This is a genomic window from Enterococcus sp. LJL90 (assembly GCF_056924355.1).
The window spans coordinates 1-13,813 of the sequence record NZ_JBXPBQ010000003.1 but is presented as its reverse complement, the minus strand read 5'-3'; the positions used below and the strand labels follow the sequence as shown (position 1 = coordinate 13,813).

10 protein-coding genes, 8 tRNA genes and 1 rRNA gene are annotated in these 13,813 nt (G+C 42.4%); 1 reads left to right on the top strand and 18 read right to left on the bottom strand.

All coding sequences use genetic code 11. From position 1 onward, the window contains the following. Positions 1-48: 48 nt before the first annotated feature. The 4 genes from AC1Z3S_RS08335 to AC1Z3S_RS08320 form a co-directional block, all read right to left on the bottom strand. Positions 49-651: a DUF6198 family protein gene (locus tag AC1Z3S_RS08335; protein ID WP_461739984.1), complete on the bottom strand. Its 603-nt coding sequence runs from the start codon at positions 649-651 to the stop codon at positions 49-51. 26 nt (positions 652-677) lie between these two features. After that, positions 678-1,034 (bottom strand): PTS sugar transporter subunit IIA, encoded by a 357-nt coding sequence (locus AC1Z3S_RS08330; RefSeq protein ID WP_461738412.1) that lies wholly within the window; start codon positions 1,032-1,034, stop codon positions 678-680. Positions 1,035-1,081: 47 nt separating this feature from the next. Next, positions 1,082-2,350: a PTS sugar transporter subunit IIC gene (locus tag AC1Z3S_RS08325; RefSeq protein WP_461739983.1), complete on the bottom strand. Its 1,269-nt coding sequence runs from the start codon at positions 2,348-2,350 to the stop codon at positions 1,082-1,084. A 94-nt stretch (positions 2,351-2,444) separates the two neighbouring features. Beyond that, positions 2,445-2,768 carry a PTS sugar transporter subunit IIB gene (locus AC1Z3S_RS08320; RefSeq protein WP_461738410.1) on the bottom strand — a complete coding sequence of 108 codons (324 nt, stop codon included), beginning with the start codon at positions 2,766-2,768 and terminating at the stop codon, positions 2,445-2,447. A gap of 269 nt (positions 2,769-3,037) precedes the next feature. On the opposite strand from AC1Z3S_RS08320, the gene AC1Z3S_RS08315 reads away from it, so the two are divergent. After that, complete coding sequence (locus AC1Z3S_RS08315) at positions 3,038-4,957, top strand: BglG family transcription antiterminator (protein WP_461739982.1); 1,920 nt, start codon at positions 3,038-3,040, stop codon at positions 4,955-4,957. A gap of 238 nt (positions 4,958-5,195) precedes the next feature. On the opposite strand, the gene gor is transcribed toward AC1Z3S_RS08315, so the two are convergent. The 14 genes from gor to rrf all read right to left on the bottom strand — a co-directional run bounded on the left by gor (position 5,196) and on the right by rrf (position 13,810). Beyond that, positions 5,196-6,542, bottom strand: coding sequence for a glutathione-disulfide reductase (gene gor, locus AC1Z3S_RS08310; RefSeq protein ID WP_461739981.1), 1,347 nt, complete (start codon positions 6,540-6,542; stop codon positions 5,196-5,198). Between the two features lie 274 nt (positions 6,543-6,816). After that, on the bottom strand, positions 6,817-8,064 hold the full coding sequence (locus AC1Z3S_RS08305; protein ID WP_461739980.1) for a peptidase U32 family protein: 1,248 nt from the start codon (positions 8,062-8,064) through the stop codon (positions 6,817-6,819). Positions 8,065-8,074: 10 nt separating this feature from the next. Further along, positions 8,075-8,995: a peptidase U32 family protein gene (locus AC1Z3S_RS08300; RefSeq protein WP_461739979.1), complete on the bottom strand. Its 921-nt coding sequence runs from the start codon at positions 8,993-8,995 to the stop codon at positions 8,075-8,077. Between the two features lie 758 nt (positions 8,996-9,753). Next, positions 9,754-12,252 (bottom strand): ATP-dependent Clp protease ATP-binding subunit, encoded by a 2,499-nt coding sequence (locus tag AC1Z3S_RS08295; protein ID WP_461739978.1) that lies wholly within the window; start codon positions 12,250-12,252, stop codon positions 9,754-9,756. A 7-nt stretch (positions 12,253-12,259) separates the two neighbouring features. After that, positions 12,260-12,727: a CtsR family transcriptional regulator gene (locus AC1Z3S_RS08290; RefSeq protein ID WP_265457797.1), complete on the bottom strand. Its 468-nt coding sequence runs from the start codon at positions 12,725-12,727 to the stop codon at positions 12,260-12,262. Positions 12,728-12,939: 212 nt separating this feature from the next. Beyond that, positions 12,940-13,013 (bottom strand) — tRNA-Pro (locus tag AC1Z3S_RS08285). Positions 13,014-13,085: 72 nt separating this feature from the next. Then, positions 13,086-13,159 (bottom strand) — tRNA-Arg (locus AC1Z3S_RS08280). A gap of 17 nt (positions 13,160-13,176) precedes the next feature. After that, positions 13,177-13,262: transfer RNA gene (locus AC1Z3S_RS08275), tRNA-Leu, on the bottom strand. Positions 13,263-13,276: 14 nt separating this feature from the next. Next, positions 13,277-13,348 (bottom strand) — tRNA-Gly (locus AC1Z3S_RS08270). A gap of 10 nt (positions 13,349-13,358) precedes the next feature. Next, positions 13,359-13,431, bottom strand: a tRNA-Thr gene (locus AC1Z3S_RS08265). Between the two features lie 5 nt (positions 13,432-13,436). Next, positions 13,437-13,518: transfer RNA gene (locus AC1Z3S_RS08260), tRNA-Leu, on the bottom strand. 6 nt (positions 13,519-13,524) lie between these two features. After that, positions 13,525-13,597 (bottom strand) — tRNA-Lys (locus AC1Z3S_RS08255). A gap of 3 nt (positions 13,598-13,600) precedes the next feature. Beyond that, positions 13,601-13,673: transfer RNA gene (locus AC1Z3S_RS08250), tRNA-Val, on the bottom strand. A gap of 21 nt (positions 13,674-13,694) precedes the next feature. Further along, a 5S ribosomal RNA gene (gene rrf, locus AC1Z3S_RS08245) occupies positions 13,695-13,810 on the bottom strand. Positions 13,811-13,813: the final 3 nt, after the last annotated feature.

Sequence of the window (13,813 nt, the reverse complement as noted above, 5' to 3'; positions counted from 1 at the left end):
AAAATTGTTTTTATCTTCGACAATTTCCTAAGTTACTCGCTCTTTTGTTTAGCTATTTGCTAAAAATTTAAAACGCTGGAAACAAAATTGATTGCTGCGTTTCAATAATGGTCCAATCAGGATAACGCCTAAAATTGGTCCAATCATCAAGCCACCGCCTAAAATCATCCCCAGAATAAAGCAGATTAAATCCATCACTGAACGCACTTTCGCTAAATCAAAGTGCAGCTTTTGGCTAATACCAAAGCTCAAGGCGATGTAACCTTCTTTGCCGGTGTTGGTTGCTGAAGCTAAGCCATTGCCGATGCCAATCAAGGAAATGCCGAAGATCAAAATCAGCAATAGTAACACTTTTAATTGCGGTAATTGCACCGTTTGAATCGTCCAATCTGTCACCAGACTAGTCACCAAAGGATTAATAATCGTCGACAAACCCAATTCTTTTTTATCGATAAAAAAGACGATGACTAAACAAATACCAGTGATACATAAGGACGCTTGACCGACTGTCAGGGGCAGGACATTGGCCACACCCTGCCATAAAAGACCTAACGCATCGGCGCCAAAGCCGGTTAAGACGCATAAGCCGACCCCGATACCGACAATTGCAGCACCGATTGCTGAAAATAATTGACGCTTAATTAAGGACATCCAGCTGCACCTGTGTTTTCAACGTTTCAACTTTCATGAACCAGACCTGCTTTTTCCATCACTAATTCAAAAAGCTCTACTAAATCTTTGGTTAACGTGACCTCACTGGAAATGGTCATCAAATGATCTTGAGCGTGGGTAAAGAGTAGACAAGGCGCATAGGTTATCCCACGGGCTTCATTTTGAATCACGTCGGTCTGAGCCCGATGTGCTAGCGTGATATTCTCTTTGGCTTCCTTCAATAACTGATGGGCGGCCTCAAAATCACTGGCTTTTGCGGCTTTGATGGCCTCTTGGGCTTTCGTACGACCATTGCCAGCGTGCAGAATAATCTGCATCGCCACCGGAATCAATTCATTTTCTTTTTCTTCAAATGCTTCCATTTTTTTCACCTATTTCATTTTTTATTTTATTCAGTGGTTGGATTTTTTTAAGCCACTGATTCAGTTGTGTTAATAAAAGTTGGTTCTTTAGCTTCTTCAATTTCTTCAGCTAAGACTTCTTTTTCATACACCTTAAAGAATGGGTACCAAACGCCGAAGTAAATGCCGAATAACAAGACATACCAAAGGACGGCTCTAAAATCGCTAGTTAAAATTACACTGGAAATCGGTGCAGGAATCTGTGCCAGCTGCATTAATTCACTTGGAATATTTAATAGGCCGCCCTTCATCACAAACCAGACCACACAGCTACCGACAATTGAATTAATCCACATTGGCATCATCAATAATGGGTTCATAACCACTGGTGTACTGAAGACTAATGGTTCATTGATATTAAAAATCGATGGCCAGATACAAATTCGACCCAACGTTTTCAATTTTTTCGATTTTGAAAAGAGCATCATAATGTTTAAAGCTAAGGTGGCACCCGTGCCCCCCATCATGATTAAGCCTATGCTGTAAACCACTTCATTGGTGACAATATTGCTCGGGTCCATGCCCTGTTGCACCGCCAAAGTATTCGCCGCAATGCCGGCAATAAAAATCGGATTTTGAATGGCTGACCAAAGCCAAGTTGAAATTCCCATTGAATAAAAGAAGGCGGGAATTAAAACTAAGAGAATCAAGCCTGGTAAGGATTGGCCAAAGCTTTGAATCGGCTCAAAGGCCCCGATAATGACAGCAAAGATATCGATTTTCAGGCCAAAGGTTAATGCCGCCCAAAAAGCTAAGCTGGCAAAAATCGGAATGATATTATTAATCCACTCAATTACAAAGTCTGGCACATTGCTTTCTTTAAATAATTTCAATTTAGCATAATAATGGAAAATCACGCTGACGCCCATCCCGACGATAACGCCGATTAAAATGCCCGTCGGTCCGATGCGGTCCATCTCGTAAACACCTTCTTCAGCTGCTACCGGATGTAAAAACATCATCAAGGAACAGATGGAAACAATGCCAGCAGTGATGGCATATTGCCGATGGTTGAATTTTTCCATATATTGATTGGCTACCATAAAGGCGGCAATCAAGCCAATTAACCCAAAGGAATAATTTGAAATATTGCTTAGATCTGGTAAGACCGGAATATATGACCGAAACACATTGTAAAAGAAGACGATGGAGCCTGTTAAGATAAAGGGAATTAATTTTTGCATTGCACTGGACAAGCCTGCCACTGAGGGCCGCTGCGTTAATTTCTTCGCCTTCGGGGCAAAGGAATTCGATAACCAATCCATAAATTTCTTCATGAGTTTACTCCTCCTAAGTATGTTGCCTAATTTTATTTAGCGCCAGACTTTTTTGATCAGCTCTAGTCTGTCAAAAAGTCTGGCTGATTTTCCATTAACTTTTAGCGGTTGCCAGTTGTGCTAGGGCAAAATCCAGTAGGCCATCACCATCTAACATGCCGTAAATATCTTGGGGAATGACGTTGACTACTACGTTGTGGGGCCGTGCTGTTTCCGCCATTTCATCTTTAAAGGCCGCATAATGGGGGCCTAGTAATAAAACATCAATCGTTGGCAAATATTGCGCAACTTCGCTTTCGCTGCGGGCTTCCACCGTTGCAGTCAAGCCTCTTTTTTTAGCGGCCTTCCGCGTTTTTTGAGCTAAGAAACCACTGGACATGCCAGCTCCACAGCAGAGTAAAATATTCACGTTTTCCATTTTTGTTTCCTCCTGATTTGTCTGATGCCGGAAAATTTTACTTTGTCTGAAGAGCTTCGCGACCGGCAATCAATTTGTTTTGATGAGCCTATTATGCTCCCTCAAAGGGAGGCAAACAATTATTCATTTGCCCTCAAGCGGTGCAAATGAATGTTATTGTAAACGACTACATTTTAGAAGGAATGATGTTATAATCAATATGCAAGACTTTAATAAAATAGTCGGTGTTTTTTTATTTGGAATTATTACTAACTGTAGGAGTGACGCTTATGAAAGACAAACAAAAACACCTCATCACATTTCTCTTGAAACAAGACAAGCCCGTCTCCGCCAAAGTCACTGCGGCCAGTTTGAATATTTCCCCCCGCACTGTTAAAAATTATGTCAAGGAAATCAACGAGTTAAGCAGCGGAGTGATTCAATCCTCCAACAGCGGCTATCTAATTGATAAGGATTTAGGCCGAAAGCTAGTCAGCGAGTCGCAAAATGAAGTCAATGAGATGCCGGAAACCTTTACCGAGCGCAGCAATTATTATTTGCGGGAGGCCTTGATTCAAAAGCGCAGCCTTAATTTATTTCAACTGGAAAATGAATTGTTCATTAGCGAATCGACCATTCGCCAAGATATTGCCCGCATGAATAAAACCTATGGCAATGCTGATTTGCAGTTTTGCCTGCGGGGAGAAGAATTTGTGATTGAGGGAAATGAAAAGGAGCGGCGGCGGCTGATTTCACTATTGGTCTTTGAGGAGATGCCCAATCATTTTATTGATTTAGCAATTTTAGCGGAGCATTTTGACCCGGCGGATATTGAAATCATCGCCACGGCGATTACCGAAGTCACTGAGGAAAGCCGCTATTCCCTCAATGAATTTGCTTATACGAATTTGGTGCTGCACCTTTTAATTTTAGTCGACTCGATTCGCCACCACCACACCCTCGTCGCGCGGGAAACCTCTAGCGTCTGGCTGGAGAAAGAAAAAGCCCTGCTGGTCAATCAATTAATTGACCGGCTAGAGGTGGCCTTTTCGATTAAATTGAATCCCTCTGAAAGGGAAGAACTCCATGTTTTATTTCAGGCCAACGCCAATTTTGTCCCAACGAATAATCTGGCAGAAGTGGAAGAAATTGTTGGCACCATCCTCTTTGAGCAGATTCGCGAAATTGCTGCCGAAATTCAAGAAACCTTTGGCATCAGCTTAACTGATCGCAGCTTTATTGTGCCTTTTTCTCTGCATCTGAGCGGCTTGATTGCCCGGGGCAAGGAAAACAGCTTTATCAAAAATCCGATGGTCAACACCATCAAAAAAGATTATCCAATTGTCTTCACCGTGGCGGTCGCCATCGCCATAAAACTAGAGGAATTCTATCCCTTCTCTGTGACCGAAGACGAGGTGGCCTATATTGCCATGCACATCGCCTTTGAGTTGGAAAATCAACAGCAGAATCTCTATAAAATCCGGACCGTGCTCCTGTGTCCTAAATATATGAAGCTGGATGTGGAATTGTATCAATACCTCAATGATAATTTTAGCCACGAGCTGAATATCATCTCGGTGATTTCCCAATTGTCCGAAATTCAGCAGGAGGAATTTGATTTGCTGATTACCACCTTGGAGGTGCCCTTAAGTTTAAGTCAGAGCTATCAAGTTCTGCCGATTGCGCCGATTTTAAATCGGCAGCAAAAACGCCGACTGACGATGGAAATTGCTGAACTGCGGACCTATCAAAAGCGCCGCATTTTGCTGGATAATTTTACCGATTTTTTTCAAGAAAAATTCTGCTACTTCCATCCAGATGTCACAGAAAAACACGATTTAATTCAACTGATTTGCGGGAATTTCACCCGAGCAGAAATCGTTTCAGAAAGCTTTTTCGAACAAGTGTTAGAGCGGGAACAAGCGGCCTCGACAGCCTATGACGGGATTGCCATCCCCCATTCGATTCATTCGGCGGCCAATCAGACGAAAATTGCCTTGGCTTTTTTGAAAAAGCCCTTGGACTGGGGCGGCCAAAAGATTTCCCTAGTGATCTTACCCGCCATCAGCAAGCATGATAAAAAACTGTTTTTCAATATTTACGAAGCCTTGATTTCCTTTTTTGATGACCCTGCTATTTATCCAGAGCTGCTAAAAATTAATTCCTATGAAAAATTGCAGGAATTTATCCAACAACAAGCCAAGATGTAGTTTACTTAAAGGTCAATCATATTAATCTCTTACGGTTTTCCTTTACATCAAAAAAGAAGCAGAAAGCTAAGTTTATCAGCATTCTGCTTCTTAAATTTTTAATTCTCTTTTAAAGCAAAAAAAGCGACTCCTAGATTTAAGGTGTCGCTTTTTTGCCGTTAACTAACTGAAAAGGCCGCCCTAATCTAGCGAAAGCGGCCTTCAATCTATCAAAATAAAATAAATTAACTCAAATAATTTAACGCATCGTCACAAATTCTTCCGAACCAGTCGGGTGGATCGCCACTGTGTTGTCAAAATCAGCTTTTGTTGCCCCCATCTTAATGGCTACGGCAAAGCCCTGCAGCATTTCATCGACACCGACACCAATACCGTGGAGACCGACAATTTTTTCTTCTGGTCCAACACAGACCAATTTCATCATGGCTTTTTGCCGGTGTTCATTTAAGGCAAAATACATCGGCGTGAACTTAGACTGATAAATTTTCACCTCTTGTTCGCCGTATTTGGCCCAAGCAGCTTCTTCCGTTAGGCCGATTGTGGCAATCGGCGGATGGGTGAAAATCACCGTCGGAATCAAATCATAATCTAAAAAGAGCTTTTCCTGACCGTTGAACAGCCGCTCTGACAAGCGGCGGCCAGCGGCAATCGCGACTGGTGTCAAATCCACTTTGCCAATCACATCACCAATCGCATAAATCCCTTTTTGGGTGGTATTTTGAAATTTATCAACTTTAATAAAGCCTCGTTCATCTAAGGCAACTTGCGTTTTATCCAGACCTAAGCCTTTGATATTGGCTTTGCGCCCGCCGGCAAAAATTACACAATTTGCCGTTAAACTTTCGCCATTTTCAAAAAAGACGGTGTACTCATCTTCATGTTTTTCAATCTTAGCCGCCACCGAACGACTATGGAGATGCAGACCAGCCTGTTCGTAAATTTCCACCAAGCCTTCTTGCAGCATTTTATCAAAAGTCCGCAACGGCCGTTCCTTGCGGTAAGCCCAATGCACCTCAGCACCTAAACCATGCAGCACACCGCTTAACTCAGCCGCAATGTAGCCGGCGCCAAGAACCACCACTTTTTGAGGCAGTTCAGTCAGCTCAAAGAAACCATTGGAATCAATTGCATACTCGCCACCGGGAATTTTCATCCCACTGGCATGGCCGCCAGTAGCAATTAAAATATTCGGTGCTGTATATTGGACACCTGCTACTTCAACGGTTGTTTCATTGACAAATTTAGCATGACCCTCTAGGTAGGTGACATGATTGCTATCCAGGCCACGATGGTAAGCGGTATGTAAAAAATCAATATATTTTTCCCGACGCTCTACTAAACCTTGGAAATCCAAGCCTTTTACTTCCACATCAATCCCGTAACTCTTAGCATCACGATTCATCATTTCCAGCATATCACTAGCCTGCCACATGACCTTTTTGGGAACACAGCCGACATTGACACACGTACCGCCAATTTTGTGGCCTTCAATCAACAAAACTTTAGCGCCGTGCATCCCAGCCCGATTTGCCGAAGCAATCCCACCGCTGCCGCCGCCGATAACTATATAATCGTAGGTTTCCATGTTCTTCCTCCTGTTTGCTGGGCTCTTTGCTTGCTGTTAAATCCGTGTTTGTAAAAATAAAATCCGTAAAATTTTTTATTTTTGCAACTACTAAGTTGTTGCACTTTTTCTCGCTTTTCACAGCGCAAACAACTGATTTACAAGCTTTTTTTGCCCTATTATGGCTTCATTATAACATTTCATTTGAAAAATCTATATTCTCAAGATTAGCTCCTTTACAAAAAAACTGCAGCATAAGCAAACGTTTGCCTAGCTGCAGCTGTTCAGAACTTAACTAATCATTTTTCTTTTTGCGAATCATATCGCCAGCTTTGACTGGCTGCGTCACCGGCATCGTCAAAATCATCATCGGATTCGGAGCCCGGTCAATTGCTTCTCCCTCATCATTTTTCATCTCTGTTACACTTTGAGAAAAATGCGTAAAATTCGGACCATAAAATTCGATTTCATCCCCAACAGAAAAATGATTACGCTGACGAATCGTGGCAATCTGAGTCGCTTCATCATAACTCAGCACTTCACCGATAAATTTATAAACAGGAATCTTACGGCGAGCGCCAAATAATTGCTCCTCCTCAGATGGCGTGTGGTAATAAAATCCAGTCGATAATTCCCGTTGCGCCACCTTCCACAGCTCGTCAATCCATTCCTGCTTGCAGACATAATTTTCCGGATCGGCCATGTAACTGTCGACGGCCGCTTTATAGACATTTGCCACCGTTGAAACATAGTGAATCGACTTCATCCGGCCTTCAATTTTCAGGCTGTCCACGCCATTTTCAATCAGGTCGGGAATATGTTCAATCATCGTCATATCTACGGCACTCATCGAAAATTCTTCTGTGACTGGACCCGCTGTTGTCAAAGAACGCTTTTCACCACCAAAAGGCAGATCATACAATTCATATTTCCAGCGGCAAGACTGAGAACAGCCGCCACGATTGGCATCCCGCATCGACATATGATTGGAAAGCGTACAGCGTCCCGAATAAGAAATACACATCGCTCCGTGAATAAAGGCTTCAATTTCCACATCCGTATGCTGGCGGATTTCCGCCACCTCCGCCATCGAAACTTCCCTGGCCAAAACCACCCGCTCTAAGCCTTCTTCCTTCCAAAATTCCAGTGTTTCATAATTGGTCGCCGAAGCTTGAGTCGATAAATGAATTGGCAATCCCGGTGCTTCCGCTGCACAAATTTCAATTAAGGCTGGATCAGAAACAATCACCGCCGAAATACCCACATCCCGCAATTCTCGGAAAAACTCGCCGGCACCTTCTTCATTGCCTTCATGGGTCACCATATTGGCCGCCACATAAACTTTAGCGTCATGGGCTTTGGCAAAAGCCACCCCTTCAGCCATTTCCTCTAAGCTAAAATTTCCGGCACGACTGCGCAAACCGTAAGCATTACCGCCAATATAAACCGCATCGGCGCCATAGTGAATCGCCGTTTTTAATTTTTCTAACGTCCCTGCCGGTGCTAGCACTTCAGGTCGTTTTAATTTTTTTGCCGTTGTCATGTTCCACCTCTTATTTAATATCGGCTCCTTGAATATGGAAAAAGCCGCTGTCTAATTCCCGCTGAGCAGGATGCAAATGTTGAATTTGTTCAGTCCAAGCATCTGCCAAACTCTCGGACCAAGCTCCCGTCTCTAAAGCCGCTTTGGCAGCGACAAAAACTTTAGCCACCTCGACAAAATTTTCCCCCGGGGCATAAATGCCGTCTAACTTCCAAGTTGTATAGTGATTTTCAAACAGCTGTGGCAATTCCCGCAGCAAATTGACATCATTATCCGCAAAAATATGCGTGCCATGACTGTCTTCGAAAATTGAATAGTGGGTGTCCGCCTTCTTAGGTTCAGACAAAAATAAATCCCGCTCTCTTACCGTCGCTTCATCAAGGCCTTTAAAATTATAATAATTTTGCAATAGCGGGCGTTTCGATTGATGAATACAAGTCGCCCCGTAAACTAAAATCTCCGCCGGCACCGCTAAATTATCCTTCATCGCCACTAGCTCGTCAAAGGGAACCTCCCGGGCTAAGACAGCGCCCACAGCACCTTTCTTACTCCAAAAATTAATTTGCCGGGAACTTGTAACCAAAGTTTCCCCATCATAAATAAAAGGCAGCTGATAAGTATTTTTACGGATTAAATAAATAATCCCCGGATCTCCGACAACTACTTGATCAACACCTGTCGTCGCCAGAAAGGCTAAGTATTCCGGAATTTTTTTCATTTTTTCCGGATGCATAATACCATTGACGACAATGATGGCTTTTTTGCCAAACGAATGAGCCAAATCTACTAATTCCTGCTGTTCAGCGCGGGAAAATGAATGGGGCAAACGCAGACCAAACTCCGCCTCGCCAAATTGAATGGCATCCACGCCAGCCTCCAGCAACGCCTGCGCCTGCGCCACTGATTCCACAGTACTGCGAATCTCAATCACAGCTATTCCTCCTGTTTCCTTACTAAGTTATCTTTACTTTTAAAAATGATTAACTTATTCTCAAAAAATTACTACGGCTAAGTCTAACTGATTCTCATTTCAACAAATCAGCTCTCAGCAGCTATCTCTTAAAGCAATTTCATAAATTGCTGAGTTTAAATAACTTTTGAACTTTTTTATAGTATCACAGACTCACAAACTTTCCAATCTTTTATAATGATTTTAAATTAGCCTTTAAGCTTAACCCATACCTAAACTTTTTTTCACAACGATGCCAACCCGTATTTTTCAATTGATTCAGAACTAATAGAACATCTTCTTCAATAAAGTTATGGAGAGGTGCCATCAATTTAAAATAAAGCAGAATTTAATGAACCATACCTAGTGAGAACAAATTAATATTGTTAGTTTGCGACAAGAGCCCTTTGACCGCAAAAGCAGACATATTATAATTCGAAATTTCATCTATAAAAAGGCTAATTGCACAGTCCCGATTAAAAGCAATATCAAATTACTCACAACGCTTAAGCCAATTGCAAAATATTTACTAGATGCTCAATATCTTAGAAGTAATTGTCCTACTGTAAAGCAAATAAAAGATTCTGAATCTCAGGTATACTTAGCTTTCCGATTATTTTTTATAATCTCTTTAAAATTAAAAAAAGCAGTACCCAACACAGACACTGTGCTGGATACTGCTTTAGATTTTCGATTGGTTTTGGTTTTACATCAATACAAATTGATAAACGCCAAAATTTTTAAACTGGCTGAGCTTCACGATCGACAACTGGGTCTTTTACGTTAACCGTAATTTTTCCTTTGGTTGCGCCAATCGTCACGGTATCACCTAAATTAATTTGCCCAGAAAGCAAAGATTCACTGAGGCGATCTTCAATTTCTTTTTGCAAAGCCCGGCGAATTGGCCGTGCACCATACTCCGGATCAAAGCCAACTTTAGCAATGACTGCGATTGCTGCGGCCGTGATTTTAACTTTGATATCTTGTTCCGCCAAACGTTTGATAATACTCTTGCTCATGATTTTCACGATATCGTGAATATTGTCTTCACTTAGAGAATGGAAAACAACCGTTTCGTCAATCCGATTCAAGAATTCAGGACGGAAACCTTTTTTCAATTCTTCTAAAATCCGTTTTTGCATTGCATCATGATCTTTGGTCAAATCCTTCACGTTAAAGCCAACATTCTTTTCTTCACGAATCGCCGTTGCGCCAATGTTAGAGGTCATAATCAAAATAGTATTTCTAAAATCAACCTTACGACCTTTAGCATCTGTCAAGTGACCGTCATCTAAAACCTGCAGCAAAATATTAAACACATCCGGATGGGCTTTTTCAACTTCATCTAGCAGAATGACTGAGTAAGGTTTTTGACGAATTTTCTCGGTTAATTGTCCACCTTCATCATAACCAACATAACCTGGAGGGGAGCCAATCAAACGGCTGGTACTATATTTTTCCATAAATTCTGACATATCAACTCTGACTAATGAATCTTCACTGCCGAACATCGCTTCAGATAAAGCTTTAGCCAATTCCGTTTTCCCAACACCAGTTGGTCCCAAGAACATAAAGGAGCCAATTGGTCTTTGTGGATCTTTCAAGCCGCTGCGGGCCCGGCGAATGGCCCGAGCTACCGCTTTGACGGCATCGTCTTGACCAACAACTCGTTGATGTAGAATTTTTTCTAAATCCAGCAGACGTTCGCTTTCTTTTTTCTCCAATTGTTGCAACGGGACACCCGTCCATTGGGAAACCACACCAGCGACATCCTCTTCCGTCACCTTATCAGCGTAACCGGAAGCTTCCTTTTCTTCTTGTTGTAAAAGAGTTTGCAGCTTTTGATCCAGTTTCTTTTCCTTCTTACGCAAACGGGAAGCATTTTCAAAGTCCATCTGTTGAATAGCCAACTCTTTTTCAGTAGACAAAATCATAATATCTTCCTGCAGTTGAGCCAATTCAGAAGGCGTATCTGATTTATCTAAACGAACTTTTGCTGCCGACTCATCCATCAAATCAATCGCCTTATCCGGCAATTGACGAGAATTGATATAGCGAATCGACAAATGAACCGCCGCATGTAGCGCCTCATCAGTAATTTCAACACCGTGATGCTCTTCATAGCGAGCTCGCAAGCCCCGCAAGATTTCCTCAGCTTCATCAGCTGTCGGTTCATCGACTTGCACACGAGCAAAGCGTCGTTCCAACGCGGAATCTTTTTCAATATATTTTTGGTACTCATCTAAAGTCGTTGCACCAATTGTTTGCAGCTCACCTCGAGCCAAAGCTGGTTTTAAAATGTTAGAGGCATCAATTGCTCCTTCAGCCCCACCAGCACCGATTAACGTATGCAGCTCATCAATAAAGAGAATGATCTGGCCATCATGATAAATTTCATCGATGACTTTTTTCATCCGGTCCTCAAATTCGCCACGATATTTTGTACCAGCGACTAAAGCCCCCATGTCTAGCATCATCAAACGTTTTTGCTGCATATCCTCGGGCACTTCACCCTTAATAATCTTTTGTGCTAAACCTTCCGCAATCGCTGTTTTACCGACACCAGGTTCACCTACTAAGACTGGATTATTTTTTGTCCGGCGGCTTAAAATTTGAATCAAACGGCGGACTTCTGAATCCCGACCAACCACTGGATCTAAACGGTTTTCCCGAGCTAATTTTGTTAAATCCCGAGCCAAACTATCTAAAGTTGGCGTTCCTTGTGGTGCTGCTGCTTTAGCATTATTAGGATTGCGACGGCGGGCTTGCCCATTTTGGTTGTTCCCTTGCACATCACTAATACCCATTTTTTTCCGTAACAACTGGCGCATTTTAGGCAAACTTAGACCAATATTTTGCAAAATACGGGAGGCTAAAATTTCGTCATCCCGCAATAGGCCTAATAAAATATGCTCGGTCCCAATTTTTGGTGCTCCCAAGCGCTTGGCTTCATCTCCAGCGTAAGCAAAAATTTGTTTTGCCCGTGGAGAATACGGCAAATAACTGCCTTCAGGATATTTTTTAACTGTTCCATAACCAGTCAAATGTTCAATTTCTTCGCGAACATCGCCTTCTTCAACATTCATTTGGCGCAATGTCTTGCCGGCAATACCATTTGGTTCTAAAATTAATGCTAATAGTAGATGTTCTGATCCAACAGATTGATGTTTAAAGTATTTTGCTTCCTCTTGAGCGATATTAAGTACCACTCGGACGCGTTCTGTAAATAATTCATCCATATTTACCTCACTCCTTTTCTTCGTAGCTAAGTCGCTCTAAAAATAAGTGCATCAGCTGAGCCCGAATTTGATTTTCCTTTGAACTTAGGCTCAAAGCATTTTTGGAAATAGCACTGAGCATCAGATTACCTTCTTTACGGCCAATTACTTGTTCCTCGTACAACTTTTGAATCAAGGCTACTGCGTTTTTTTCTGATAATTCCAACCCGACTAGCTGATCCAATTGCTCCAAGAAAACATGTTTATCGGTAATTGTGACCTTAGCAATCCGAATATAGCCACCGCCACCTCGCTTACTTTCAACAGTATAACCCCGCTGAATCGTAAAACGAGTATTGATCACATAATTAATCTGAGAAGGTACACAATTAAATAGTTCAGCCATCTCAGTTCGGCGAATCTCAATTATTTCACTATTTTCTAAAATTTGCTTCAAATAAGCTTCAATTAAATCTGAGGTATTATGAGAGCTCATAATAATCATTCCTTTGACTAATATTGACCTTAATTATAGCTGATTTAACAAGGAATGCAAAGGAAATAGCTTGTTTCACTTATGTTATTTTCTCGCAGTTTTAGAGGCTTTGCAAGGTTTAACGTTAAAATTGACCAATTTTTTTTAATCATAATTTAAGAAATCGCATTTTAAAGTCAAAAAAATAGGTCAATCTACTGATTAACCTACAATCGGGAAGACAGGATTCGAACCTGCGACCCCTTGGTCCCAAACCAAGTGCTCTACCAAGCTGAGCTACTTCCCGTTTAGTAACTATTTAAAATTGGATAAATAAAAAAACTACTCCTCTAAGTTGATTCGTAGCTAAAAGTTACAATGCACCCAAAGGGAGTCGAACCCCTAACCTTTTGATTCGTAGTCAAACACTCTATCCAGTTGAGCTATGGGTGCATGGTGTTTTCACACTATGCCGAGGACCGGAATCGAACCGGTACGGTGATCACTCACCGCAGGATTTTAAGTCCTGTGCGTCTGCCAGTTCCGCCACCCCGGCTTGTTTTTACTTAAAGCGGAAAACGGGGTTCGAACCCGCGACCCCCACCTTGGCAAGGTGGTGCTCTACCACTGAGCTATTTCCGCAGTTTTCCTATGCCGGCTAAAGGACTTGAACCCTCGACCCTCTGATTACAAATCAGATGCTCTACCAACTGAGCTAAGCCGGCTTCTATGCGGGTGAAGGGACTTGAACCCCCACGCCGTAAGGCGCTAGATCCTAAATCTAGTGCGTCTGCCAATTCCGCCACACCCGCATCGTATGAGTCGTACAGGGCTCGAACCTGTGACCCTCTGATTAAAAGTCAGATGCTCTACCAACTGAGCTAACGACTCATATGGAGGTTAACGGGATCGAACCGCTGACCCTCTGCTTGTAAGGCAGATGCTCTCCCAGCTGAGCTAAACCTCCAATGATTAAGACAAAACAACTGCGTGGCGACGTCCTACTCTCACAAAGGGCAACCCTTCACTACAATCGGCGCTAAGAAGCTTAACTTCTGTGTTCGGCATGGTTACAGGTGTATCCTTCTCGCTATCGCCACCACACAA

Bases quoted from the DNA above. Each gene is read 5' to 3' on its own strand.
- AC1Z3S_RS08320 (WP_461738410.1), bottom strand. From the start codon at position 2,768: ATGGAAAACGTGAATATTTTACTCTGCTGTGGAGCTGGCATGTCCAGT.
- AC1Z3S_RS08290 (WP_265457797.1), bottom strand. From the start codon at position 12,727: ATGAGCTCTCATAATACCTCAGATTTAATTGAAGCTTATTTGAAGCAA.
- AC1Z3S_RS08325 (WP_461739983.1), bottom strand. From the start codon at position 2,350: ATGAAGAAATTTATGGATTGGTTATCGAATTCCTTTGCCCCGAAGGCG.
- AC1Z3S_RS08330 (WP_461738412.1), bottom strand. From the start codon at position 1,034: ATGGAAGCATTTGAAGAAAAAGAAAATGAATTGATTCCGGTGGCGATG.
- AC1Z3S_RS08295 (WP_461739978.1), bottom strand. From the start codon at position 12,252: ATGGATGAATTATTTACAGAACGCGTCCGAGTGGTACTTAATATCGCT.
- gor (WP_461739981.1), bottom strand. From the start codon at position 6,542: ATGGAAACCTACGATTATATAGTTATCGGCGGCGGCAGCGGTGGGATT.
- AC1Z3S_RS08335 (WP_461739984.1), bottom strand. From the start codon at position 651: ATGTCCTTAATTAAGCGTCAATTATTTTCAGCAATCGGTGCTGCAATT.
- AC1Z3S_RS08305 (WP_461739980.1), bottom strand. From the start codon at position 8,064: ATGACAACGGCAAAAAAATTAAAACGACCTGAAGTGCTAGCACCGGCA.
- AC1Z3S_RS08315 (WP_461739982.1), top strand. From the start codon at position 3,038: ATGAAAGACAAACAAAAACACCTCATCACATTTCTCTTGAAACAAGAC.